This window comes from Acinetobacter calcoaceticus ANC 3811, from assembly GCF_000399665.1.
Lineage (GTDB): Bacteria > Pseudomonadota > Gammaproteobacteria > Pseudomonadales > Moraxellaceae > Acinetobacter > Acinetobacter calcoaceticus_B.
This window is the reverse complement of record NZ_KB976986.1, coordinates 3,086,134-3,111,620: the sequence shown is the minus strand read 5'-3', so window position 1 is coordinate 3,111,620 and position 25,487 is coordinate 3,086,134. Positions and strand designations below refer to the sequence as shown.

The following is a 25,487-nucleotide window of genomic DNA, read 5'->3' as shown; positions in this document are numbered from 1 at the left end:
TTGAAGTATGTGTGGTATCGTCGGAGGCGTTGCAGAGCGTTGTGTAACCGAGATTTTAATTGAAGGTTTAAAACGTCTTGAATACCGTGGTTATGATTCTGCGGGTGTTGCTTTACTGAATAATCAACAAATTTTACGTGAGCGCCGTGTAGGTAAAGTCATCAATCTTGCAGATGCAGTTGCTGAACACCAACTTACAGGGGCTATCGGCATTGCGCATACCCGTTGGGCGACCCATGGTAAGCCAACTGAAAATAATGCTCACCCACATATGTCTGGTAAGGTTGCTGTTGTACATAACGGCATCATTGAGAACTACCAAGAGCTAAAAGATGACCTTCAAGCATTAGGTTATGTTTTCACTTCTCAAACAGATACTGAAGTTGTTGCACACTTAGTTGCTGAAGCTCTAAAAAGCACAGATAGCCTTTTAGAAGCTGTTGAAACTGTTGTACCTCAGCTTAAAGGTGCTTACGCGCTCGGTATTATCCACAGCGATTATCCAGATGAACTCATTACTGTACGTGAAGGTTCACCTTTAGTCATTGGCGTAGGTATTGGTGAAAACTTTATTAGTTCAGACCAACTTGCTCTTTTACCTGTGACGAACCGCTTTATGTACCTAGAAGAAGGTGATATTGCGCGTCTTACACGTACTTCAATTGAAGTATTTGTAAATGGCGAACGCGTTGAGCGTCCAGTGCGAGAGCTTGATGCAACCGTAAGCAGTGCATCAAAAGGTGAATACAAACACTACATGCTCAAAGAAATTTATGAGCAACCAGAAGCAATCAAGCAAACGATTTCTCAAGCGCTTGACGGCAACAGCTTACGTGATGATTTCTTGAAAGACGCTGAAGCAGATTTCAATAAAATTCAAAGCGTACAAATCATTGCTTGTGGTACAAGTTACCACTCAGGAATGATTGCGAAATATTGGTTTGAGCAACTGATTGGTGTGCCTTGCCAAGTTGAAATCGCAAGTGAATTCCGCTATCGCACACCAGTGATTGTTGAAAATACACTTTATATTTGTATTTCACAGTCAGGTGAAACTGCCGATACTTTAGCTGCACTACGTGAAACTCAAAAGCGTGCGAAAGCAAACAATATCGATATTCAGACTTTGACTATCTGTAACGTTGCTACGTCTTCAATGGTTCGTGAAACTGATCATCACTTATTGACTCTTGCTGGTCCTGAGATTGGTGTTGCTTCAACTAAAGCGTTCACGACTCAGCTCGCTGCGCTTATGTTGTTAATCTTGAAAATTGGTCAAGTGAAACAACGTATTAGCCCTGCTCTGCTTGAAGAAATTACGCGTGAGCTATGGCACAGCCCGAAAGTTATTCTTGATACGCTTAAACATGATCCAGAAATTTTGCGTTTGTCTGAATTATTCGTAGAAAAAAATCACTGCTTATTCTTAGGCCGTGGTACGAATTATCCAATCGCATTGGAAGGCGCATTAAAGCTAAAAGAAATTTCATATATTCATGCGGAAGGCTATGCAGCGGGCGAGTTAAAACACGGCCCATTAGCACTCGTTGATAGTGAAATGCCAATCGTGATTCTTGCTCCGCATGATGAAATGCTTGATAAGCTCAAATCAAATATGGAAGAAGTTCAGGCACGTGGTGGTGAGTTATTTGTTTTCGCTGATGAAAATAGCGGAATCAATGAAAAAGACCGTCAACATGTTGTGCATATTCCAGCAGTAAACGAATGGCTAGCTCCAATTGTTTATAGCGTACCAGTTCAGCTATTGTCTTATCACGTTGCTGTATTACGTGGTACAGACGTTGACCAGCCACGTAACTTGGCGAAGTCAGTAACTGTAGAGTAATTCAAAAAAGATCATTATTAAGGCATCCCCTGCTTTAATAACTGATTGATTAAGCCCGATATGTGTAAGTGCATATCGGGCTTTTTTATTGCATTCATACTGCCACACAGCCCCTTTCCAGTGAAAGAAAATCGAGTTTGATCATAGAGAACACTCCCCTAGGGCCCTGTGTCACAACGGACTTTTACTTTTGCGCTGATTTAAAGTTTGAGAGATCATTGCGACACAGAGATAAAGGAGCTAAGCGAACTTAGCCCATTTCATTTTTGTCGCAGCGTCGAATGATGCCGAACAAGTTAGGGGCAAAGTCCTGTGGGAGATCAGGACTTTGCAAACTGGTGTGTTTTAAACGTTGTACGGTTTGAGGCGAATACACCTGTGCAAGCTGTTGGCAAATACAATTGCAACTGGCTTGCCTGTGTTCACCTGACGAACAAATTCTTTTAAATTCCTGCTGAGCATTGGCCTCATCATTTGTAATACTGTAAGCACCGACCATAAGGTTTAAAACTAATATAAATTTATGAAGTTTCATATTATTCTCATGATTATTTATATCTTTAAATAAAATAAAAATATGATTAACTTAAATATTAAAATAATTTTTCAAATAACAGTTAATCCTCCCATAAAATAGGAAAATAAAATAATTAAAATTTTAAAATAAAAATAATTTATAAATTTAAAAAATCAGGTCGCAAAAAACCTAAATTTTAAATAAATAAAATAATTAAATAAGAGAGAAAATGAGTTTGAATAGTGGCATAGCCAACTCCTTAAAAATGGAGTCCTACCACCAGATCACCGCGAATTAATTTATGGTGGTAGAACGAAAGAGGGTTGACAGACTGGTGCCCATAGAGACCAGCACGCACGGGGCGTCCCCCTTCCGTCCTACCGCAAAGAAAGGGGACGCAAGGGTCTAACGACTTATAGTAGAACTATAATCCGCTATGGGGACTTACGGTCTGTCAAAACCGTCTGGCAATGTAGGCCAGCAACGAGATAATAATCGGTGATTTTAATTACGTCAATTTATTTTAATAAAAAATTTTAAATATAATAATTTTATTAATGTTTATATAATGTTTTCCTTATTTTATATTTATAGCTTTTAATAAAATTTAAAATATAAACATGAGTTATATATATTTAGTTAATAAAATAGATTAATCGTTAATTCTAATTTAATAGTTTATATAAATACGTCTAAGGTGAGAAAAAGCGAAGTATAAAAACATTTTATAGAAAGCCCCTACTCCATCAGATGGTAAGCCAACACCTACTTACCCTCTTTTCGAGAGCTTATTTCTCTACAGCTTTTACATGCAAATGTTTACCTAACAACGAAAAAGGCCGTCAATGTATTGTATAGATTCCAGCAGTAAACGAAGGGCTGACACCAATTTTTATAATCTACCAGTTCAGTTGTTGCCTCATCGCGTTGCTGTATTACGTGGTACAGACGTTGACCAACCACGTAACTTGGCGAAGTCAGTAACTGTAGAAGAATTTAAAAGTATAGTGTTATCAAAGCAGCCATAACTTTGATAACTCATCTATTAAAAAGCCAGATATGTCTTTGAAATACATATTGGACTTTATATTGCATTCATAAAGCTCTAATACATAGTCTAAGGTTTTTTATTAAGCCACCCTAATAAATACAATTAAATCAGAATGTTATATACAAAAACCAACAAAAACACTTGGATTTATATGTGAAAAATTATGATATAAATCACGCTTCGAAATTTACTTGATAACTATTAATTTCGACAATTACAAAAACTTTCTAATTATAAGGAGTGACTTATCATGGCTAATGGATTCCCAAAAGGAAACTTTAGAATCGTTAATAAAGAAACAGGTGCATGTATTTCAAGTCTGTATGGTGGCCAGATACATGGTTTACAAGATGCGGTGAGTGCACTTGGTGAAACGGGTCAGATAGCGTATTCTCATACCGCTGATCGTGAATTTACGGTACATGACAAGGTTAAAAACATAGAAGAAGAACTTTGGTATTTTGAGAGCCACGACTATCGCAGTGGTCGAGAGAATAAGCTATACAACAAAGTTAAAGATATCCGTTCTAGTTGGGTGCTCGGTGCTCATGTTGAAACAAATGCGATTGCATATAAATTATTAGACAAAGACTTAGAAAATTTCCTTAGTCTTTTGCCAAAACAAGATGAAGAAACACTCGCCCACTTAAAAACCAGTGATTGTCTTGATATTGTTCATTTATTACAGACATTTATTTATAGTAACGGCGAAGAAAATATTAAATCCGAACTCATTGGCAAACTCGATGAGACTAAGCTGAACGAATATTTAAATGCCGTACTCGCTCATGAGTCAATTCATCGCATCGAACAAAAGTTCCATGAATATGCTCGCTCTCCTTGGCTAGTTTTAAATATTCCTGGCTTTGAAGGTATTCCTGAACAGAATGAACAACTCTATAAGATCATTCTTGCCTCTGTGCAATTAGATGTCTTGGATCAAAAAGATTGGACCACAAGGTCAGAGTTCCGGTTGCATTTACGCCATGAGAATATCGATGCTCTACTAAAAAATATAAAGAAAGAAAGCATGGCGGAGCTTCATGGAAAAGCATATAAAGAATATGAAAATGCTCAAGATCTTAAAAAAGAAGCCGTAAAAGTCCTTTTAGAGCTTAGAAAAACTCTAAATTTACATACGAATGAAAAAAATATGGATACGGCTAAAAAGATTTTAAAAGTAAGCTTAAAATCAAATGAGTTTTTTGAACAACTGCAAACAGCGTTAAACAGTACCAATGATAAAGAAATAAAACCAGTTAATTGGCATAGTGGCAATGTTTTCTTGCAAGGCGCGGGTCGCCAGTACCAAACTAATTGGGCATTTGAAGATGGTTATATCTTTGTAGAAGGTCAACCAGATGCTGTACTAACACATCTCTGGGGTTCATCTGTAGGTATTAGTCAACGATCTAATGACCCAAAACAGCGCTGGGAACTTAAAACAGCTTAATTTGGGCGCTTTGAACTTAGGTCTTCGTAGTGAAGGCTTTTAGACAGCGACTCTAAAAGTTAGATCAAGCTATTTTTAATCATCCAAAGAATTTAAAATCATTCTTTGGATGATTTTTAGTTTTATAGAAATAAATCTAATTATAAAATTGAAATACTTATAAATTTCTTATACTTTAAATTGCGTAAAATTTATTCAAAAATAGTAACAATAAGATAGGTAAAACATGATTTCTTTAGAACTTTTTATAACATTTTTAATTACTACGATTATTTTTGCTTATATTCCGGGTCCAGCAATGCTGTATACCGCTGCACAAACGCTTTCTCGCGGCAGAAAATCTGGCTTGATGGCGGCATTTGGCATTTTTTTAGGCGGATGTTTTCATATCATCGCAGCCTCTTTAGGCTTAACGACCATCTTTCAAATTATTCCAAAACTCTATGATATTATTAAAATTCTAGGCGCTTTGTATTTAGTTTGGTTAGGCATTAAATTATTTAGATCTACATCTAAGCCTGCTATTCAACAGAATTTCGAAGATGGTCAGTTATCTTTGAAGCAGAGCATTTTGGTCGAAGTTTTAAATCCTAAAACCGCTATTTTTTATATTGCATTTTTACCTCAATTTATTAATACCTCATTAGATTTTCCAGTTTGGTTTCAATTTATCATTCTGGGGCTTATTGTGAATTTGATCTTTGTTTCAGCCGATGTTGTTTGTGTGTTCTTGGCTAATTACATTAGTCAAAAATTAAATAAAACACAAAAGTCACAGAAATCTATGTCCATGATGGGCGGACTCATTTTTATGGGATTAGGCGTTTTTCTTGGCATTAAAAACCAGTAGTTTTTACTGGTAAATGCTTACCTAACAGCGAAAAAGTAACATCAGCGACTGTAATTGGGTCTGAGCTGGTCCAAATGATATGACTCCCCTCATTTGTACTTTCTGAACTTAAGTCATATCTTTTTAACTGGCGCATTAAATGCGCTGTAACTGCTTCTGAAGGCTCAATAATTTGAATATCAGAACCCACAAGATCCTGAATAATGTTTGAGACAAATGGATAGTGTGTACATCCTAAAATAATCGTATCAACTTTTTGCTCAACTAGCGGCGCCAAGATATTTTTTAAATAGCTTTTAACCTCGGCGGTATGTGCTTTGCCATTTTCAATTTTTTCGGCCAGACCAATACAGGGCACTAAAGACACTTTGATATCTTGTGCGTAAGTTGCAATTAAACTTTCTAGATTTTTTCCTTTAACCGTAGTTGCAGTTGCCAAAACAGCAATATGCTTACTTAAGGTTATTCCTACTGCTGGTTTTACCGCTGGTTCTATCGCAATTAGGGGAACACTAATTTGTGCTCTGATTGTTTCAATCGCTACCGCAGTCATGGTGTTACAAGCAACAACGATCGCTTTGCACTTCCCATCATTAATAAGATTTGAGATTAACTGAGTGGTTCTTGAAACAATCCAGTCACTCTCTTTGTCTCCATACGGGACATATTTCGAGTCTGCAAAGTAAATAATATCTTCATTCGGAAGGGCCTGCCGAATGTGCTTAAATAGAGACAGCCCACCTAAACCAGAATCAATCATTCCAATCGGGTTATTCTTCTGGTTCATTATTTTTCCATTCTAAAATTCAAAAACAAACTATATTTTTCATTATTATATGATGTTTTCTATCTGTTTTTAAATCAGGCCCAACGAGGACCTGACTTAAATTTCGAATTTATTTTATGCTGCCGCTTTTTGTTCCTTTATCCAATTTTTAATACGTGCATCGAGTATATTTAAAGGCAATGTTCCTGCATTTAAGATCATGTCATGGAATGCTTTGATATCAAAACGATCACCAAGCTCATGTTTCGCTAACTCTCGTAGCTCTAAAATTTTTAGTTGGCCCATCTTGTAGGCTAATGCTTGTGCAGGAATAGCAATATATCGATCTGTCTCTGCCTGAATATCAGGTTCATCTAAAGCAGAATGCTCTCTCATAAAATCAATCATTTGCTGACGGGTCCACTTTTTATAATGTACCCCAGTGTCAACCACTAACCGACAAGCACGGAACAACTCACTCGATAGTCTTCCATAGTCTGAAAGCGGGTCTTTATAGAAACCAACATCTTTACCCAATTGCTCTGCATAAAGTGCCCATCCTTCAATATAAGCTGTGTGGTTGGGCTGCTTTCGGAACATCGGTAAATTTGGCAGGTTTTGGGCAATATCAATCTGCATGTGGTGCCCGGGAATTGCCTCATGATAAGCCGTAGCTTCCATTGATATTTTTGAACGTTCAGCGAAGTCCCCTGTATTCACATACACTTGTCCGGGGCGTGATCCATCAGGTGTTCCTTGGTGATACTCCGCACCTGCCGCTTCTTTTTCTCGATATTGCTCTACAGGCAAAACTTCGACTTTATTTTTGGGTAATAAACCAAAGAGCTTCGGCAGCTCTGGTTGCATTTGGGCAATATATCCTCGATAAATCTCTAAAATTTCTTCACGAGATTTTGGGAAAACGGCTGGATTTGTTTTTAAGGATTGTTGGAAACTTTTTAAGTCATTGAAACCTTGTGCTTTGGCAATTTTCAGCATTTCCGCTTCAATACGAGTAACTTCTTTTAATCCCAATTGATGAATAGTTTCAGGGCTTTCAGAGGTGGTCGTATTGTTTTCTACATAAAAGCGATAGAGCTCGTCACCGTTTGGCAAGCTCCAGATACCTTCGTGTTCTCGTCCATAGGGTAAGTAATCTTTCTGAATAAACGTTCCGAGTTTTTGATAGGCGGGCCGAACATGCTGATCTATGGCCTGTAGCATTTCACGGCTTAAACGCTCTTGTTCTGCTTTCGAAATGTTTTTTGGAAATTGCTTTAATGGAGAAGCAAACACACTGTCCTTCCCTGCTGGAGTCGCAATACTATTAATCTGCTTTGCCACCTTTTCAATTAAATATTTCGGTGGCATTAAGTCATCTTTTTGTCCTTGTTTTGCTAACTGAATACCTTGATCAAGAATAAGAGGAATTTGTTTTAAACGAGAAATATAGTCTTGATATTGCCTGGCATTATCAAAGGGAATTGAGCTAATAAATCCCGGAAATTGTAAATGTAGCCCCCACATTTGATTGAAAGGAATCTCATAGAGTTTCAAATCATAACTTTTAAGTGTCTCTTTCAACTGATAAATCATTAGATCTTTATTTAATTGATCAGTTGCCGAAAACCCTGTGCTATCAATCGCTTCAAAACGTTTTAAAAAATTTTGAGTACTTTTTTTATCTTTCTCGATCTGATTTTTTGAAAGCTCAGTCCATCGATTGTTGTAGCGTAAATCTCCTAAAGTCGTTGCAGTTTCAGGACTATTTTTCAAAGTGTATTCCCACTGTTCTTGTAAAAGCTGGTTTAAAGCTTTCACCCGAACAGAGACACCACTGTTTTGTTTAGATTGTGATTTTTCGATGGGATTCGTATTTATTTCGGGGGTTGCAGCATTAGAAGAATGAGACATCCAAAATAAAACACTGATACAAGCAAAATGTAAGGTTCTGTTTTTCATTTAATTATCCAGAAATATTTAACAAAGGTTAAAATAAAGACAAAACAAATTACGTGCCAAGCAGCATATAAAATAGTGTAAAAATCGAGTATTTTTTTAACTCAATGATTTTATAAATTAATTTTCTTTTTAATTAAATTATTTATAGTTGATATCTATATTCCGTAGCTGACTTTAATGGTTCAGAAACTTAAAAAAGTGCACATGAGCGATCTCAGTGCACTTTTTTTATTTCTAAATTAAAAATTCTTTCTCAAGAAAACAAATATTGATAAACAATATACGCAGCCAGTTTTGCAGTTCGGTTGTCTAAATCAAATTTTGGATTGCATTCAGCAATATCTAAAAGTTTGATTTTTCCAGTCTCTTGAATATGCTTAAAAATTGCTTCAAAAGTGGCTAAATCAATTCCTTTTACAGCAGGTGCACTGACCCCCGGTGCAACCGCAGCCGCGAAGACATCTAAATCAATCGTAACGTACAAACAGTCGACTTTTTCAATAAAAGTATCAACCGCCGCAAGCACGTTTGGTAGGTTAAAAATATTAACCTCATGATCACGTAAATATGAGCAATTCAGCGCATCGGCTGTATCAAACAAAACTTTAGTATTGGCATGGTTAGCGACCCCAATACATAAATAATTAAATTGTTTTTGATGCTGCTCAGATAGTTTTGCGGCCTGTAAAAAAGGTGTTCCAGAGGTGGCATGCTCTGCTTCACGCAAATCAAAATGGGCATCAAAGTTAATAATGCCTATTTTTTTATCTGGTGCGTGGGTTTGTACATATTGGAACAGACCGCTAAAACTGCCAAATGCAACTTCATGTCCACCGCCCAGTACAATCGGTTTTAAACCATTTTGTAGGCTATTTGCGACTTGCTCAGCCAATTCAGTTTGCGCTTGTTCTAAATTGTCATATTCACAAGTGACTGTACCCAAATCGACCATACTCACTGGACGATGAATAGGTAAATTAGCCAGCTGATTACGGATTGCATCTGGCGCATCGGCAGCACCGACTCGGCCTTTGTTACGTTTCACGCCTTCATCAGAGCTAAAACCAATCAACGCAAAGTCTGCGTGTTGGGTTTTATTCATAATATGATGAATACGTTGGTGCTCTTCACCTTCGCCATCATGGCGACCTTGCCATTTAAATGTGTGATTCATGTGACACCGTTTAAAAAATAACTTCTTGTCCATGCTGAATCACTCGCTTAGGCAAATCTCCGCCAAGCCAGTAAACAATTTCAGATGGATGCTCAATATACCAAGCCACAAAGTCAGCGACTTTACCTTGTTCCAAACTGCCATGCGTTTGCTCTAAACCCAGTGCTTGTGCAGCATGAATGGTCACCCCTGCCAGTGCCTGCTCAGGTGTAAGGCGGAATAGTGTGCTTCCCATATTCAGCATTAAACGTAAAGAAAGTGCTGGAGATGTACCCGGATTTAAATCGCTCGACAGTGCAATACGTACACCATGCTTAATCAGGCTTTCAACCGGTGGGTATTGTGTTTCACGCAACAAATAAAAGGCGCCCGGCAATAACACAGCAACCGTACCCGACTCTGCCATAGCTTTGACATCATCTTCGGTCATGTATTCTAAATGGTCAGCCGATAATGCATGATAACGTGCTGCCAAGCTTGAGCCACCTAAAGATGAGAGCTGTTCCGCGTGAAGCTTAACGGGTAAATTCAAAGATTGGGCTGTTTTAAAAACACGTTCAACCTGAGCAGGTGAAAATGCCAGATGCTCACAAAAAGCATCAACCGCATCGACTAAACCTTCAGCATGCAGTTTAGGCAACATTTCTGTACAGATATGCTCAATATAAGCATCGCTTTGGTCTTTGTACTCTGGTGGTAAAGCATGAGCAGCCAAGCATGTGCTTTTGACCGTCATTGGTAATTTTTCACCAATTTGACGAATCACACGCAGCATTTTGCGCTCATTTTCGTAATTGAGTCCGTAACCAGACTTAATCTCGATAGTCGTTACACCGTCTTGTTGCATACAGCGAATGCGTTTAAGTGCTGAATTTAATAGTTGTTCTTCGCTTGCTTCACGGGTTGCACGCACTGTACTGGCAATACCACCACCGCTTGCTGCAATTTCAGCATAACTTACGCCCTGTAAGCGTTTTTCAAACTCAACACTACGGTTGCCACCAAATACACTATGCGTATGACAGTCGATGAAACCTGGGGTTACCCAAGCGCCTTTTAAATCAACTGTTTCGGAATATGTGTCGGTAGGAAGTTTTTGTTGTTTTCCAATCCACTGAATGAGATGCCCTTCTGTGACAATTGCAGCATCTTCAATGTAGGAGTATTGCCCATTTTGCATGGTCGCAATGTGGCAATTTTGCCAAAGTTTTTTCATGAGCCTTTCCTCAAAACTGCCCAATAGTTAAACCATTGGGCAGTTCATTTGTTAGCTTTCTATCTCAACATTTTGCTGGATAGGATTACTTTCCTTTCCCAAGTTTTGCTGTGGTTTTACCCATATGCGATAAGCAATAGTTAAAAGAGCAAGCCATGTTATACCGACATAAATTGCAGGACGTGAATCAGGAAAATAACCCATCATGACTAAAATAAACACCATGAAACCAATCGCGAACGCAGGTGCATATGGCCAACCCCATACAGGGAAATCAAGTGCCTTAATTTCAGCAGTAGATAATTTACGGCGCATCGCAACTTGTGAAAGCAAAATCATGAGCCATACCCAAACCGTTGCAAAAGTCGCAATTGATGCAATGATCATGAATACATTTTCAGGAATTAGGTAGTTCAGCACCACACCAATTAACAGCACGCCAGCCATAACCACAACAGTCATCCAAGGCACACCATTACGCGATAATTTTTGGAAAATGCGAGGTGCTTGACCACGGTTCGCCATACCATACAACATACGGCCGGCACCAAATACATCACTATTAATTGCCGAAATCGCAGCAGTTACCACAACGATATTTAGAATATTCGCAGCAGATTTAATGCCTAAATTTTCAAAAATTTGTACAAATGGGCTACCTTGGCTACCAATTTGATTCCATGGGAAAATCGACATCAAAACAAAAATGGTCAGCACATAGAAAAGTAAAATACGTACTGGAACAGCGTTAATTGCTTTTGGCAAAGTCGTTTTCGGATCTTGTGATTCGCCAGCAGTTAAACCAATAATTTCGATACCACCGAAAGCAAATACAACCACAGATAAACATGCAACTAAGCCTGCAATACCATGTGGCATAAAGCCATCATAAATCCATAAGTTTTGAAGTCCCGGAACGACATTGCTATGGTCAGCATGGAAGCCATAGAACATTAAGCCTATTCCGCCCACAATCATGGCAACAATAGCACTCACCTTGATGATGGAAAGCCAAAATTCGAGTTCACCAAAGACTTTAACGTGAATCAGGTTAATGGCACCCAAGAACATAATGAGAGATAAAATCCAGATCCACCGTGGTACATCGGGATACCAGAACCCCATATAAATACCAAAAGCGGTGACATCGGCAAGTGCAACAATCACCATTTCAAAAACATAAGTCCAACCTGTGGTAAAACCTGCCAAAGGACTTATGTATTGTGATGCATAGTGGCTAAATGAACCGGATACAGGGTTATGGACAGCCATTTCTCCCAGTGCGCGCATAACAATATAAATTGCAATCCCTGCAACGATATACGCTAGTAAGACCGAAGGCCCCGCCATTTTAATGGCAGTAGCCGAACCATAGAAAAGCCCAGTTCCAATTGCTGAGCCCAATGCCAAGAAACGAATGTGGCGGGTGTTTAGCCCCCGCTGTAATGTAGAGTCTTGTGACATTATAATCTCCAATCCTTGAGGATATTTAGTTGGATTCGGCCACTCCATGTGACCGTTTTATCAATCACACTTCAGATAGACTAGGGAGTAGTTTTGGAATAAGTAACTCGTTTAAACAACCACTCGAAAGTAATTCACTTGCTTGTTCAATATCAGGAGCGAAGAAACGGTCTTCACTGTAGTAAGGAACTTGATCGCGCAAGATTTTACGAGCTTGTTCAAGTTTAGGCGAGCTTTTTAAGCCTTCACGGAAGTCTAGACCCTGACAAGCGCCTAACCATTCGACAGCTAAGATGCCACGAACGTTATCGGCCATTGGCCAAAGTCGTTTACCAGCATTCGGAGCCATTGATACATGGTCTTCCTGATTCGCTGAAGTTGGCAAACTATCAACACTCGCTGGATGTGCAAGTGCTTTGTTATCACTCGCAAGAGCTGCTGCGGTAACTTGAGCAATCATGAAACCTGAGTTAACGCCACCATTAGCAACCAAGAACGGTGGAAGCTGTGACATGTGGCGGTCCATCATCATCGAAATACGACGTTCTGAAAGTGAACCAATTTCTGCGATTGCCAATGCTAAATTATCTGCCGCCATTGCTACAGGTTCTGCATGGAAGTTACCACCAGAAATCACATCACCTTGTTCTGCAAAAACAAGTGGGTTATCAGATACAGCATTTGCTTCAATTGCTAAAACTTCAGCAGCCTGACGGATTTGGGTTAGACATGCACCCATCACCTGTGGCTGGCAACGTAAAGAATACGGATCTTGAACTTTGCTACAGTCTTCGTGTGAATGTGCAATTTCACTTGAGTCTGTTAAGAGGTCACGATACGCCGCAGCAACATCAATTTGACCACGTTGACCACGTACTTCATGAATACGTGCATCAAACGGTGAGCGTGAACCCAACATTGCTTCAACACTTAAGCCACCACAAACTGTCGCAGCAGCAAATAAATCTTCAGCTTCAAACAAGCCACGTAAAGCATAAGCAGTCGAAACTTGGGTACCATTTAAAAGTGCCAAACCTTCTTTAGCAGCTAAAGAAATTGGCTCTAAGCCTGCAATTTTTAAAGCTTCAATTGCTGGTAACCATTCACCTTTGTAGCGCGCTTTACTTTCACCCAGTAAAATCAATGACATATGGGCAAGTGGTGCCAAGTCACCCGAAGCGCCTACTGAACCTTTAAGAGGAATGTGCGGATAAACTTCAGCATTAATTAAAGCCAACAAAGCATCAATCACTTTACGGCGAATACCTGAGAAGCCACGTGCCAAGCTATTTGCTTTCAATAGAATAATTAAACGAACCATTGCATCATCAAGTGGTTCACCTACACCTGCTGCATGCGAAAGAACTAACGAACGCTGTAATTGTTCTAAATCTTCAGGAGCAATCTTGGTTGAAGCAAGTAAACCAAAACCTGTGTTAATGCCGTAAGCTGTACGCCCTTCATTTACAATCTGTTCTACACAAGCCACGCTTGCGTTGATTGCAGCTGAAGCACTGTCATCTAATTTAACTTTAATCGGGTTGAGGTAAGCTCGACGTAAATCAGCTAAGGTTAATTTTCCCGGTTGGATCAGTAATTCCATGTTGGCTTCCTAATTTTTTGCACTATATTCTGCTGAGACAGTGCTTTTCACAATTGCAAAAAGCACCGCTAGTTCTTCCATGTATTTTTATTGCGTGATCATTGGCAAGTTTAAGCCTTGCTCTTTCGCACAGTTAATCGCAATTTCATAACCGGCATCGGCATGACGCATAACACCTGTTGCAGGGTCATTGGTCAGTACACGAGCAATACGTGCAGCAGCGTCATCTGTACCGTCACACACAATTACAACGCCTGAATGTTGAGAGAAGCCCATACCTACACCACCGCCGTGATGTAAAGACACCCAAGTTGCGCCGCCCGCTGTATTTAACAATGCATTTAATAGAGGCCAGTCTGATACTGCATCTGATCCATCTTGCATTGCTTCAGTTTCACGGTTTGGACTCGCAACTGAACCTGAGTCTAAGTGGTCACGACCAATCACAACTGGAGCTGATAATTCACCGCTACGAACCATTTCGTTAAATGCCAAACCAAGTTTTGCACGTAAGCCTAAACCAACCCAGCAAATACGCGCTGGTAAGCCTTGGAAGCTAATGCGTTCACGTGCCATGTCTAACCAGTGATGTAAATGTTCATCATCAGGAATTAATTCTTTAACTTTGGCATCTGTTTTATAAATGTCTTCTGGGTCACCAGAAAGCGCTGCCCAACGGAATGGACCAATACCACGGCAGAACAATGGACGGATATATGCAGGTACAAAGCCAGGGAAGTCAAAAGCATTTTCTACGCCTTCTTCTTTCGCCATTTGACGGATGTTATTACCATAGTCAAATGTTGGAACACCCATTTTTTGGAAATCAAGCATCGCTTGTACGTGCTTCGCCATCGACTGTTTTGCAGCTTTTACAACAGCTTCTGGTTCTGTTTTCGCGCGTTCACGATATTCATCCCAAGTCCAGCCTACTGGTAAGTAACCATTGAGTGGATCGTGTGCGCTTGTTTGGTCGGTTACCATGTCAGGGCGTACACCACGGCGAACAAGCTCAGGTAAAATCTCTGCAGCGTTGCCATGAAGTGCAATTGAAATGACCTTGCCTTCTTTCGTGTAACGATCAATACGCGCTAAAGCATCATCTAAATCAGTTGCTTGTTCATCTACATAACGAGTACGTAAACGGAAATCGATACTTGCTTGCTGGCATTCAATGTTTAAAGAACACGCACCTGCAAGTGTTGCAGCTAAAGGCTGAGCACCACCCATACCGCCTAAACCAGCAGTAAGAACCCAACGACCGTTTAAATCACCATTGTAATGTTGGCGGCCTGCTTCAACGAAAGTTTCGTAAGTACCTTGTACAATGCCTTGGCTACCGATGTAGATCCAAGAACCCGCTGTCATTTGACCGTACATTGCCAAAGCTTTAGCGTCTAATTCGTTAAAGTGTTCCCAGTTTGCCCAGTGTGGCACAAGGTTAGAGTTTGCAATTAAAACGCGTGGTGCATCTTTATGAGTTTTAAATACACCTACTGGTTTGCCTGATTGAACTAATAAAGTTTCGTCAGTTTCAAGATTTTTTAAAGTATCTACAATTTTATCGAAACATTCCCAGTTTCGTGCTGCACGGCCAATACCACCGTATACAACCAACTCTTTCGGGTTTTCTGCAACGTCCGGATCAAGGTTATTCATCAACATACGTAATGGAGCTTCAGTTAACCAACTTTTAGCCGTCAATTCAGTGCCGCGTGGCGCACGAATTTCTACATCACGAAATTTTGTTGTCGTTGTTGTTGTCACAGGCGGACTCCTTCCTTTGAGCTTACATCAGCAGAACATCACTTGTTTCTGCATTTGTATAGTAATGTATTAACTTGTATATACATCCATATACTACACAAATATTTTACGGCGTGAAGAGGGTTACTCATATTTTTTTAAAAAAATTGAATAAGCTCATGAATTAAATTAATTTATTTTTATATTAGCCATAAAAAAAGCACATATCTTTTCACTAGACATGTGCTTTTAAAAAAGAATTTATTTAGTTTTAACGTTGAATTAACTCAATGACATAGCAGCTTTTGAGTTGTTTTTTTAGAAAACTGATTGATGTCACTCCAGCATTTCTCTCAATTTTTAACGTCTCGTGAGCAGCAAGCTGAACGGAATGATCATCCACATTTACTTGTGTTTCATCACGCTGATTAAAAATAAAAATCAGGTCTGCCGAGCTAATAAATGCCTGTTCCGCTGCATCATTCAACCACTGAAAACGAGCATGAAACTTTGCAGGATCATAAATTAAATTTAAGTCCCGAATTGCCCCGTCTACCAGTTCACTTTGAACCTGACTCTCACCATGGAAAGCAAAAATATCGCCTTGGTTCAGCGTTTTGGCAGGAAGATCATCGACATGCAGCACCATGCCTTTCCCATCAAGCACACTAATAATTCGCTGCTTATTGGGAAATAGCGAAAATGGCCCAGAAGTGGTCACATCTGCCATCGAAATACGCCAATCGAAATCAGCTTCACCTTGGCTTCGAGCAATTTCTAAAGTAAAGCCTGCACCATTTTTCCAAAGCATTTTTGTATATTGATCGGCCCTGATCAATTCAATCATGGGTTAAATTTCCCTTCGAGATAATAACGACTGCCCGGATAAATCAAACGCGCACTTGAAATGAGTTGTTTGTTTGACCATGTGCGGCGACGGATCAATAAACACGGTTCAGCTTTTGTGATTTTCAGCCACTTACACTCTTGCGGCGATGCTAAAACTGCCTCGACAATATGCTCACCTTCTGAGACAGGTGCTTTTGCCATTAAATAAGCATTTGGGGTAATGGTTTTAAAATCTTGTTGTAGATAATCTGGAATCAGTGCTGCATCGACTAAACGATCTTCGACCTGAACAGGTACATCATTTTCATAATGCACAATAATCGAGTGAAATAATCTTTGCCCTTCGCGAGTCTGCATTAACACGCTTTGTTCTGCATTTGCATAAATTTGTTCTAAGACTAAAACTTCAGCATGATGCTTATGGTTTCGTGCAATAATCTCTTCGGCAATATTATTAATTTGAAAAAGTGCAGTACGGCCCTGTCCTTCAGCAACGAAAGAACCAACGCCCTGAATTCGAACGAGTAAGCCCTCTGTTGTTAACTCTCGTAGCGCACGATTTACCGTCATGCGGCTACAACCGAGTTGATTAACCAGTTCACTTTCCGAAGGAATTTTTTTATTTACAGCCCATGAGCCTTCATAAATTTTTTGTGAAATCAGCTGTTTTACGCGTTGATATAAAGGAACGGGACTATCAGCTTCAATCGAAAGCTCAGCATGTTCTTGTTTTGATGTTCTGGGCATAGCAAAGTCTCAAAAAGGCAGCAGGCAAAAAGGTATTTTAGTTGACATGCTATGTATATACAACTACATACAATATGTTAATTTATGAATTAAATAGATTTTAAAAAGTTTAAAAAATAAACATAACTCTATAAGAGCTAATTTAAAGTTTTATGTAGATAAATTCAAATATATTAGGATTTTATTAATATTTATTTAATAGTTATTTCTGCTAGCCCTGTGCTCCATCCAAGAGTTTAAAAGTGTGGTCCTTTTGGGTTTACGAAATGACGCTTAAAATTTTTATTTAAAATAACTCATCGATAGTATTCTTCTGCCACACAGTATATTAATAAAACTGGAAGCACATCGAATGCGTAATTATAAAATAGATATTCTTCGTGGAATTTCTATCCTTTTGGTTCTTTTACATCATTTTAATATTCCTTATAAACTTAAAGATACATGGTTAGGTTTTGATTTCTTAGGTGAAGCATTTAGCACAGTCATCGCAAGAAACGGAAATTATGGCGTGACCATGTTTTTTGTGATTTCGGGTTTTTTAATTACCCATCACACTTTAAAAAGAGACAAACAATTTTCCGCAATTAACCTCAAGCATTTTTATATCCGACGGGCAGCGCGTATTTTACCGTGTCTGATATTACTCATTTTAGGGGTAAGCATACTTGGTTCATTTGACTTAAAACCCTTTATGAACCAAGCTCCGAATGGCATTGAGGTTTCCTATCCATTAACAATTTTTGCGGCTTTAACCTTCTGGATGAATATCCTGATTATTAAATTCGGTTGGGTCAACTACGCTTTAGGGGTGTTGTGGTCGCTCTCTGTAGAAGAAGTTTTTTACTTTGTTTTTCCATTATTGTGCCTGCTTACCCGCAGTAATAAAGTCTTTGTTGCTGTACTTGTTGGAGTGATTTTATACGGGCCTTATTTTAGGTCTCTACATTTTGGAGAAGAAAGCGGTGCTTATTTATATCATTATTTTTCAAGTTTTGATGGCATAGCAATTGGCTGTTTAACTGCTATTTTCTCTCATAAATATCAGCCAGATTGGGCCTATAAAAAACCTCTTTCGTGGTTGCTTATTTTGAGCATGGTCGCTCTATATTTATATGCGCCAATTAAAGAAGTCAGTACTTGGGCTATCAGCCTATTTGCTTTTGCCACAGGCTTACTGATTTTGTGTTTTCAACATCCTTCCGAAACACAAGCGCATAACCTATTTACAAAAGTGATGGTCTGGTTGGGGCAAAGAAGTTATGAAACTTATTTGTTTCATCTAGTTGTGCTGGGGCTTATGAAAGTTGCTTTTATTCCAGCTCAAACCGACTCTAGCATCAAAATTATGCTTTTAATTGGCTATCTGATTCTAACTTTCATCATTAGCGCGGCAATTGAAAAATATTATTCAACACCGCTTAATAGCTATATTCGAAAGATTTTTATCAAAGAGAAATCATAAAACAAAGCCCCTTTTAAATAGGGGCTTTTTTAATTAAGCGATCAACATGGTTTCATCTTCTTGTTTAAAAGGATTAGACCAGTTCTGCCACGCTTGTGGTCCTAAAGCCATTTCTTCATCACTTAATAAGCAGTCGTTTAATCGTTGTATTAAGGCTTGCTCATCCATTTGCATACCAATTAAAACCAGCTCCTGACGTGCATCACCTGTTTGAGCATCCCAAACCTTTTTAATTTGTTCGATGCTGTCTAAGTCACTTGGCCAGTCTTCTTCTGCAACGGCGGCCCACCAATAACCTGCCAAGCCATGCCGCGCCATTGCACCCGCTTGTGACCATGAATAAGCCAATGTCGGTTCAGCAGCCAACCAGAAAAAGCCTTTAGAACGCACGACACCCGGCCATTCACCCTGCACCAAATCATAAAAACGTTCTGGATGGAACGGTCGACGGGCACGGTAAACAAAGCTACTGATCCCATACTCTTCAGTTTCTGGCGTATGCTCGCCACGTAATTCTTTTAACCAGCCTGGTGCTTGTGCTGCTTCATCAAAGTCAAAGAGTTGAGTATTTAAGATTTTATCTAAAGCGATCTTCCCAAATTGAGCAATTTCAATTCGAGCGCGCGGGTTTAAAGTTTTTAAAATTGCGATGAGCTGGTGTTGCTGAGCCTGATCAATCAGGTCAATTTTATTCAGCATAATCACATCACAAAACTCGATCTGATCAATAAGCAAGTCAACCACAGTTCGCTCATCTTGTTCGCCTAGCGACTCACCACGTTGTTGCAGTGAGTCCATTGAACCGTAATCTTTAAGAAAGTTAAAAGCATCGACTACCGTAACCATGGTGTCGAGACGTGCAAACTCATTGAGTGAGTTTCCATCTTCATCTTCAAAGGTAAAGGTTTCTGCCACAGGCAGCGGTTCAGAAATGCCAGTTGACTCAATCACCAATTGGTCAAAGCGTCCTTCATCGGCTAAACGTTTAACCTCAACCAATAAATCTTCTCGTAGCGTGCAACAGATACAGCCATTACTCATTTCAACCAGCTTTTCATCTGTTCTTGAAAGCTCCGCCCCGCCTTCGCGTACTAATGCCGCATCAATATTCACCTCTGACATATCATTGACAATCACGGCAATACGGCGGCCTTCACGATTATTTAAAATGTGGTTGAGTAATGTGGTCTTTCCTGCACCCAAAAAGCCAGATAAAACAGTGACGGGAAGCTTGGCAAATGAGTTGGCGATTGCAGTGCGCATGGCTTGATCTCTTTGAATAATATTTAAACTGATCATGGCTGGCCATTTAAGTATGGCCAGATCACAGGCGTAATCTATTTCTAAACCACAATAATGTTATGTTATAACATAACTATTGATCAAGTTTTTATTCTAGTTTTATTTAAGCCAACTCTTTTAGTCTTTGAAAAAATTGCTTTTATAGTTACTGACAAATCGAGGTTCGATAGTGATGGTCAGGTCCCCATGAACGGAATCCTTGGCTATCAATATGGATTTGTCCCGAAGCATAGACACCCAGCCCCATGTTAAGTGCTTGGCCCTTGGTTTCCCAGAACTGACAAAGTTTGGTTTTGGTTTGTTGAATATTAAACTGGTCTAAATCTGTAGGCTGTTCTGCTCCAATTCGAAAATCAAGCGCTGCATTAAAGACATGTCGCGAAGCATCTGCACCACCCGCACAGCGGTTTAAAGATAAAGCTCGATAGGCCGATGTCACTTCAAAATCGTTAATCACCCCATCGTCAACTAATGCTTTTAAAATGCTAAGCGTCGGAACGATGTTGGACCAAATCTCTCTTGGTGGCACCGCATACGGTTCAACTCCACATTTTTGCCAATCGCGAGCCGAGCGTAATAACTCATGGTCTGGAACTAAATTGGCAAGCCCTTTTTGCTTAAGAAATTGCTTATAAGCTTGTACAGACTGTCCGTGATCTGCGGTTGCGATCCAAGCCACATAATCTTCGGGTTGCTGCTTTATTCTAACCACTGTTTTTGTAGGTTGAGGCAAAGTGTGGGTGCGCAGAGGAGTTGTTGGCTTGGGTGTTTGAGTACTACAAGCCGTGAGAGATAATAAAAGTAAACCTAAATAACGCTTCATAAATATGCTCTATCTTCACCAAAAATGGGAAAACTGCTCATCATTAAATTGAAGAAATGTTATATTATAACAATAATAAAATCTTTTAATTTCTGTTGCTAAATTTTAAAAATAAAAAAGGACGTATGAGATACGTCCTTTTTTAGCTACAACTTACTATCTTATTAAATATCTGCTTCTACGGCGGTTAAAGACTGCTCAGCCTTTAATTTCCGGCGTTTAAATTGATAAGCCACCATCAAACATAAGATCCAACCAGGAATCATCATGACCGCAGTACGCATATCTGGTGTTAAAGACATCACAATTAAAATGCCTAACATAAACACGATGCATAAATAGTTGCTAAATGGGTACATAAAGCTTGGGAACTTAGTAGTTTGACCTTGGCTTTGCATATATTTGCGGAATTTTAAATGTGTCCACGAAATTACCACCCAGTTAATCACAATGGCTGCAACCACGAGCATCATGAGTAAACCGAAAGCTTTTTCAGGGAAAATATAATTTAACAATACACATAAAATAGTCACAGCAGCAGAAAGAATCACTGCATTGGTTGGAATACCGCGTTTATTAATGTGTGCAAATGCTTTTGGTGCATTTCCTTGTTGTGCAAGGCCCAATAGCATACGGCTACTGCAATAACTCGTACCGTTATAAACTGAAACCGCAGCAGTCAAAATCACAAAGTTCAATAACGTTGCAATTCCTTGGCTATCTAAAGAAGCAAATACCATTACAAACGGACTGCCACCTTCTGCCATCTGGTTCCAAGGGAATAGCGAGAATAAAACAAAAAGTGTCGCAATATAGAAAATCAAAATACGGTAAATAATTTGATTCACAGCTTTAGGTAAAGTTTTATCAGGGTCACGTGCTTCAGCCGCAGTAATACCGAAAAGCTCAATACCACCAAAAGCAAAAATAATGACCGCCATTGCCATGACTAAGCCTTCAACACCAAATGGGAAAAAACCACCGAGTGCCCAAAGATTAGAAATGCTTGCTTGTGGGCCTGCTGTCCCAGTTGCAAGTAAATATGAACCAAAACCAATCATTCCCACAATTGCCAAGATTTTGACAATAGAGAACCAAAATTCCATTTCGCCAAAAAACTTAACGTGTAGCAGATTAATGCCATTAATTAAGACAAAGAAGGTTAAAGCAGATGCCCAAGTTGGAATTTGTGGCCACCAATATTGAATATAAAGACCAACTGCGCTTAATTCTGCCATGCAGACGAGGACATTGAGTACCCAATAGTTCCATCCCGACATGAACCCTGCAAATGGTCCCCAATATTTGTAGGCAAAATGACTAAAAGACCCGCTTACAGGCTCTTCAACCACCATTTCACCAAGCTGACGCATCATTAAAAAAGCAATAAATCCTGCAATTGCATAGCCAAGGATGACCGATGGACCTGCTAATTTAATCGATTGTGATATACCAAGAAAAAGCCCTGTACCAATCGCCCCACCCAATGCAATAAGTTGGATGTGCCGATTACTCAAACCATGTTTCAGGTTTCCTTGCTCTTGTGCTGACATATGATTATTCTCATCCTTGTCACGTAATTTTCTTCCAATAAATTACGTATATCATAAATTAATCAAACTTTCATAGAGATTCATGAAAAAATAATTGCGTGACTTTTCTCATGACCGCGAATGAAAACAGAAAATACAAGAAATGACAATTATTATGAAATGTGTAATTAAATTATGTATTGCGTAATTTTATGAATTCAGTATTATAGGGACATGAAGCAATTGGTTGTGCTCGGTCTATATCAAACTCATAAGACAAAAGATGATCTAAGCAAAGGTTAAAAACTTATTGAGTAGCTCAGTCCTAGACCGAACTTTTATTTGTATAAGACCCGAGATAAAGACAAGGACGCGAAAATGGAACAAAAACTAAACTCTTTTATTGAAGTTTCACCTCAATCAGATTTCACTATTCATAATTTGCCTTATGGTATCTTTAGTAAAACAGCTGATGGCGAGCGTCAGGTTGGTGTGGCTATTGGTGATTGGGTACTTGATCTCGCTGCTCTTGAAAAGCACGGTCTTTTAAAACTCTCAGAACAAGACACATACTTTAACCAGCCGACACTGAATAAATTTATTGAGTCTGGCAAAGCGAACTGGTCAAAAGTTCGTAAGACACTACAGTCTCTTCTTTCAGTTGAAAATTTAACACTTCAAGAAAATGAAGCATTACGCCAAGAAGTTTTAGTTAAACAAGACAGCGTTACTTTGCATTTACCTCTTCAAGTACCTGGTTATACCGATTTCTATTCCTCTAAAGAACATGCAACCAATGTGGGCTGTATGTTCCGTGATCCAAAAAATGCCTTACTGCCAAACTGGACTGAATTACCTGTTGGTTATAACGGCCGTGCTAGCTCTGTTGTAGTCAGTGGCACTCAAGTCGTGCGTCCATCTGGACAAATTAAACTTCCAAATGAAGAGCGCCCAGTTTTTTCTGCATCGCGTAAACTCGATTTTGAACTTGAAACAGCATTTGTTATTGGTAAGCCGACGGGGCTTGGCCAACCTATCTCGATTGAAAAAGCTTGGGACCATATTTTTGGAATGGTATTACTCAATGACTGGTCAGCACGCGATATCCAGCAATGGGAATATGTGCCTTTAGGTCCATTCAATTCAAAATCATTTGCCAGTGCCATCTCACCTTGGGTAGTAACACTTGAAGCACTTGAGCCATTTAAAGTCGAAGGCCCAAAACAAGAACCTAAACCTTTAGCTTATTTACAAGAAAATATCGCCAACAGTTATGACATTAACTTGAGTGTTGAAATTCAAAGCCCGAAATCGGCGCAAAGCGACGTGATCTGCAAAACCAATTTTAAATATATGTATTGGTCTATGTCTCAGCAGCTCACTCATCACACCATTGGCGGCTGTAACGTTCAAGTAGGTGACTTAATGGGTTCAGGCACGATTTCAGGTTCTACACCTGACTCTTATGGCAGTTTGCTTGAGCTTACATGGAACACCACTAAACCTCTGACACTGGCTAACGGCGAAACTCGTGGTTTCTTGCAAGATGGCGATACGCTCATTATGAAAGGCCACTGTGAAAAAAATGGTATTCGCATTGGCTTTGGTGAAGTTCGAAACACGGTTCTTCCTGCATTAACGTTCGACTTTGCAGAAACTTCGGAGCCAGACTATGAAGCTGTATAGTTACTTTCGTAGCTCTGCAGCCTACAGAGTACGGATTGGTCTAAACATTAAAGGTTTAGCTTATGAGACTGTTCCAGTTCATCTAGTAAAAAATGAACAGCAAAGCGAAGACTATTTAAAGTTAAACCGCAGTGCTCTCGTTCCGACTTTAATTGACGGCGATTTAACCTTGTCTCAATCGTTAAGTATTTTGGAATATCTGGATGAGCAATATCCAGAAACCAAATTACTCCCAAGAGATGTGCAAGAACGTGCCAAAGTCCGTGCTTTTGCACAAGCTATTGCCTGTGATATGCACCCATTAAATAACCTGCGCATTCTGAAATATTTAAAAAATGAGTTAAATGTTTCAGATGAGCAAAAAAATTACTGGTATCAACACTGGATTCTTGAAGGTTTTCAAAATCTGGAACAGCAACTACAAAATTCGAATGGCCAATTTTGCTTTGGACACGAAGCAACAATTGCCGATTGCTGTCTGATTCCACAGGTTTACAACGCGAAACGCTTCAAGATTGATTTATCTGCGTTTCCAAAAATTGAATCGATTTATCACCATTGTTTGTCTATCCCAGCCTTTTATAACGCAGCGCCAGAACAACAACCAGATTGGGAATAGTAAAAAGGAGTTTTAATATGACATTTGCCATTAAAAAAATACATCACGTTGCATATCGTTGTAAGGATGCAAAAGAAACTGTTGAGTGGTATAAAAAAATGCTCAACATGGACTTCATTTTAGCTTTTGCTGAAGACCATGTCCCATCAACTAAAGCTTTTGACCCATATATGCATTTATTCTTAGATGCAGGTCAAGGCAACGTTTTGGCATTTTTTGAATTGCCGACTCAACCAGAAATGGGCCGAGACGAAAATACGCCTCAATGGGTACAGCATATTGCTTTTGAAGTTGAAGATGTAAATGCGCTGATGGCTGCGAAGCAACATTTAGAAGAAAATGGTGTGAAAGTTTTGGGCGTAACTAATCATGGTATTTTCCACTCAATTTATTTCTTTGACCCAAATGGCCACCGTTTAGAACTTACCTATAACGATGTGCGCGCTGAAGAAAAAATTGCAAAAATTACTGAAGAAATGAAAGCAGAAATGCTTGAGGAATGGAGCAAAACTAAACGTGCTCCTCACCACACACATTTCTTGCATGAAGAAGAGTTAGGAACCTAATTTTAAAAGATCGATCTAAAAAGTCGGCATTGATTAGAATTGTTTGAATGAACTGTTCTGTATCAATGCCGATTTATATTATTTAAAGCTGCTAAATTTCTAGAAATTTGCGCTACAAATGAGAGTATGGTGATTTTAGAAAATTGTTGATTATTAAACATGCCAATTTCGCTAATAGAAAAAGGTGATTTCTATTTCTCACTAGGCTCAGGCATGATGTAAAACGCAGCAATTTCAATTTATGTTTTGA

The 25,487-nt window shown here is 39.2% G+C and carries 20 protein-coding genes and 1 pseudogene; 8 read left to right on the top strand and 13 right to left on the bottom strand.

What is annotated here, in order from left to right:
- Positions 1-7 precede the first annotated feature (7 nt).
- Positions 8-1,846: a glutamine--fructose-6-phosphate transaminase (isomerizing) gene (gene glmS, locus F935_RS15830; protein WP_016139804.1), complete on the top strand. Its 1,839-nt coding sequence runs from the start codon at positions 8-10 to the stop codon at positions 1,844-1,846.
- Between the two features lie 240 nt (positions 1,847-2,086).
- Here the strand turns inward: glmS and F935_RS15825 are convergent.
- A pseudogene (locus F935_RS15825) lies at positions 2,087-2,381 on the bottom strand (hypothetical protein).
- An 827-nt stretch (positions 2,382-3,208) separates the two neighbouring features.
- Between F935_RS15825 and F935_RS18765 the strand changes: the two are divergent.
- From F935_RS18765 to F935_RS15815, 3 genes are all read left to right on the top strand, one after another.
- Positions 3,209-3,391 (top strand): hypothetical protein, encoded by a 183-nt coding sequence (locus tag F935_RS18765; RefSeq protein WP_016139802.1) that lies wholly within the window; start codon positions 3,209-3,211, stop codon positions 3,389-3,391.
- Between the two features lie 273 nt (positions 3,392-3,664).
- Entirely contained in the window at positions 3,665-4,867 is a 1,203-nt protein-coding gene (locus tag F935_RS15820) for a hypothetical protein (protein WP_016139801.1), read from the top strand.
- Positions 4,868-5,093: 226 nt separating this feature from the next.
- Entirely contained in the window at positions 5,094-5,717 is a 624-nt protein-coding gene (locus F935_RS15815) for a LysE family translocator (protein ID WP_016139800.1), read from the top strand.
- Here the strand turns inward: F935_RS15815 and murI are convergent.
- From murI to hutC, 9 genes are all read right to left on the bottom strand, one after another.
- Positions 5,704-6,504, bottom strand: a complete 801-nt coding sequence (gene murI / locus F935_RS15810; protein WP_016139799.1) for a glutamate racemase — start codon at positions 6,502-6,504, stop codon at positions 5,704-5,706. The two genes, F935_RS15815 and murI, sit on opposite strands and share 14 nt — an antisense overlap.
- 114 nt (positions 6,505-6,618) lie before the next feature.
- Positions 6,619-8,445, bottom strand: coding sequence for a DUF885 domain-containing protein (locus tag F935_RS15805; protein ID WP_016139798.1), 1,827 nt, complete (start codon positions 8,443-8,445; stop codon positions 6,619-6,621).
- A 253-nt stretch (positions 8,446-8,698) separates the two neighbouring features.
- The gene (hutG, locus tag F935_RS15800) at positions 8,699-9,619 is read right to left on the bottom strand and encodes a formimidoylglutamase (protein ID WP_035366359.1); all 921 of its coding nucleotides are present in this window, start codon (positions 9,617-9,619) and stop codon (positions 8,699-8,701) included.
- A 10-nt stretch (positions 9,620-9,629) separates the two neighbouring features.
- Entirely contained in the window at positions 9,630-10,835 is a 1,206-nt protein-coding gene (hutI, locus tag F935_RS15795) for an imidazolonepropionase (protein WP_016139796.1), read from the bottom strand.
- 51 nt (positions 10,836-10,886) lie between these two features.
- Complete coding sequence (locus F935_RS15790; RefSeq protein ID WP_016139795.1) at positions 10,887-12,299, bottom strand: amino acid permease; 1,413 nt, start codon at positions 12,297-12,299, stop codon at positions 10,887-10,889.
- Positions 12,300-12,363: 64 nt separating this feature from the next.
- The gene (hutH, locus tag F935_RS15785) at positions 12,364-13,902 is read right to left on the bottom strand and encodes a histidine ammonia-lyase (RefSeq protein WP_016139794.1); all 1,539 of its coding nucleotides are present in this window, start codon (positions 13,900-13,902) and stop codon (positions 12,364-12,366) included.
- Between the two features lie 87 nt (positions 13,903-13,989).
- A complete protein-coding gene (gene hutU, locus F935_RS15780) occupies positions 13,990-15,669 on the bottom strand; it encodes a urocanate hydratase (RefSeq protein ID WP_004640122.1) in 1,680 nt (559 codons plus the stop codon).
- A 250-nt stretch (positions 15,670-15,919) separates the two neighbouring features.
- Positions 15,920-16,495 (bottom strand): HutD/Ves family protein, encoded by a 576-nt coding sequence (locus F935_RS15775; protein ID WP_016139793.1) that lies wholly within the window; start codon positions 16,493-16,495, stop codon positions 15,920-15,922.
- The gene (gene hutC / locus F935_RS15770; RefSeq protein ID WP_016139792.1) at positions 16,492-17,244 is read right to left on the bottom strand and encodes a histidine utilization repressor; all 753 of its coding nucleotides are present in this window, start codon (positions 17,242-17,244) and stop codon (positions 16,492-16,494) included. The genes F935_RS15775 and hutC overlap by 4 nt, the downstream gene beginning before the upstream one ends.
- 352 nt (positions 17,245-17,596) lie before the next feature.
- Here hutC and F935_RS15765 point away from each other — a divergent pair, with 352 nt between their 5' ends.
- Positions 17,597-18,709 (top strand): acyltransferase family protein, encoded by a 1,113-nt coding sequence (locus tag F935_RS15765; protein WP_016139791.1) that lies wholly within the window; start codon positions 17,597-17,599, stop codon positions 18,707-18,709.
- Between the two features lie 33 nt (positions 18,710-18,742).
- Here the strand turns inward: F935_RS15765 and zigA are convergent, their stop codons facing one another.
- The 3 genes from zigA to F935_RS15750 all read right to left on the bottom strand — a co-directional run bounded on the left by zigA (position 18,743) and on the right by F935_RS15750 (position 22,387).
- On the bottom strand, positions 18,743-20,008 hold the full coding sequence (zigA, locus tag F935_RS15760; protein WP_080645635.1) for a zinc metallochaperone GTPase ZigA: 1,266 nt from the start codon (positions 20,006-20,008) through the stop codon (positions 18,743-18,745).
- A gap of 148 nt (positions 20,009-20,156) precedes the next feature.
- Entirely contained in the window at positions 20,157-20,834 is a 678-nt protein-coding gene (locus F935_RS15755; RefSeq protein WP_016139789.1) for a D-Ala-D-Ala carboxypeptidase ZrlA, read from the bottom strand.
- Positions 20,835-20,998: 164 nt separating this feature from the next.
- On the bottom strand, positions 20,999-22,387 hold the full coding sequence (locus F935_RS15750) for an amino acid permease (RefSeq protein ID WP_016139788.1): 1,389 nt from the start codon (positions 22,385-22,387) through the stop codon (positions 20,999-21,001).
- A 357-nt stretch (positions 22,388-22,744) separates the two neighbouring features.
- Here F935_RS15750 and fahA point away from each other — a divergent pair, with 357 nt between their 5' ends.
- Genes fahA through F935_RS15735 form a run of 3 tightly spaced genes read left to right on the top strand, consistent with a single transcriptional unit; the run spans position 22,745 to position 25,237 of the window.
- The gene (gene fahA, locus F935_RS15745) at positions 22,745-24,052 is read left to right on the top strand and encodes a fumarylacetoacetase (protein WP_016139787.1); all 1,308 of its coding nucleotides are present in this window, start codon (positions 22,745-22,747) and stop codon (positions 24,050-24,052) included.
- The gene (gene maiA / locus F935_RS15740) at positions 24,039-24,671 is read left to right on the top strand and encodes a maleylacetoacetate isomerase (protein WP_016139786.1); all 633 of its coding nucleotides are present in this window, start codon (positions 24,039-24,041) and stop codon (positions 24,669-24,671) included. Before fahA ends, maiA begins: the two co-directional genes overlap by 14 nt.
- A gap of 17 nt (positions 24,672-24,688) precedes the next feature.
- Complete coding sequence (locus F935_RS15735) at positions 24,689-25,237, top strand: VOC family protein (protein WP_016139785.1); 549 nt, start codon at positions 24,689-24,691, stop codon at positions 25,235-25,237.
- The last annotated feature ends 250 nt before the right edge of the window (positions 25,238-25,487 follow it).

Bases quoted from the DNA above. Each gene is read 5' to 3' on its own strand.
- hutG (WP_035366359.1), bottom strand. From the start codon at position 9,619: ATGAATCACACATTTAAATGGCAAGGTCGCCATGATGGCGAAGGTGAA.
- zigA (WP_080645635.1), bottom strand. From the start codon at position 20,008: ATGATCAGTTTAAATATTATTCAAAGAGATCAAGCCATGCGCACTGCA.
- hutC (WP_016139792.1), bottom strand. From the start codon at position 17,244: ATGCCCAGAACATCAAAACAAGAACATGCTGAGCTTTCGATTGAAGCT.
- murI (WP_016139799.1), bottom strand. From the start codon at position 6,504: ATGAACCAGAAGAATAACCCGATTGGAATGATTGATTCTGGTTTAGGT.
- F935_RS15735 (WP_016139785.1), top strand. From the start codon at position 24,689: ATGACATTTGCCATTAAAAAAATACATCACGTTGCATATCGTTGTAAG.
- F935_RS15755 (WP_016139789.1), bottom strand. From the start codon at position 20,834: ATGAAGCGTTATTTAGGTTTACTTTTATTATCTCTCACGGCTTGTAGT.
- F935_RS15805 (WP_016139798.1), bottom strand. From the start codon at position 8,445: ATGAAAAACAGAACCTTACATTTTGCTTGTATCAGTGTTTTATTTTGG.
- F935_RS18765 (WP_016139802.1), top strand. From the start codon at position 3,209: ATGTATTGTATAGATTCCAGCAGTAAACGAAGGGCTGACACCAATTTT.
- F935_RS15820 (WP_016139801.1), top strand. From the start codon at position 3,665: ATGGCTAATGGATTCCCAAAAGGAAACTTTAGAATCGTTAATAAAGAA.
- F935_RS15750 (WP_016139788.1), bottom strand. From the start codon at position 22,387: ATGTCAGCACAAGAGCAAGGAAACCTGAAACATGGTTTGAGTAATCGG.
- glmS (WP_016139804.1), top strand. From the start codon at position 8: ATGTGTGGTATCGTCGGAGGCGTTGCAGAGCGTTGTGTAACCGAGATT.
- maiA (WP_016139786.1), top strand. From the start codon at position 24,039: ATGAAGCTGTATAGTTACTTTCGTAGCTCTGCAGCCTACAGAGTACGG.
- F935_RS15765 (WP_016139791.1), top strand. From the start codon at position 17,597: ATGCGTAATTATAAAATAGATATTCTTCGTGGAATTTCTATCCTTTTG.
- hutI (WP_016139796.1), bottom strand. From the start codon at position 10,835: ATGAAAAAACTTTGGCAAAATTGCCACATTGCGACCATGCAAAATGGG.
- hutH (WP_016139794.1), bottom strand. From the start codon at position 13,902: ATGGAATTACTGATCCAACCGGGAAAATTAACCTTAGCTGATTTACGT.
- F935_RS15775 (WP_016139793.1), bottom strand. From the start codon at position 16,495: ATGATTGAATTGATCAGGGCCGATCAATATACAAAAATGCTTTGGAAA.
- fahA (WP_016139787.1), top strand. From the start codon at position 22,745: ATGGAACAAAAACTAAACTCTTTTATTGAAGTTTCACCTCAATCAGAT.
- F935_RS15815 (WP_016139800.1), top strand. From the start codon at position 5,094: ATGATTTCTTTAGAACTTTTTATAACATTTTTAATTACTACGATTATT.
- F935_RS15790 (WP_016139795.1), bottom strand. From the start codon at position 12,299: ATGTCACAAGACTCTACATTACAGCGGGGGCTAAACACCCGCCACATT.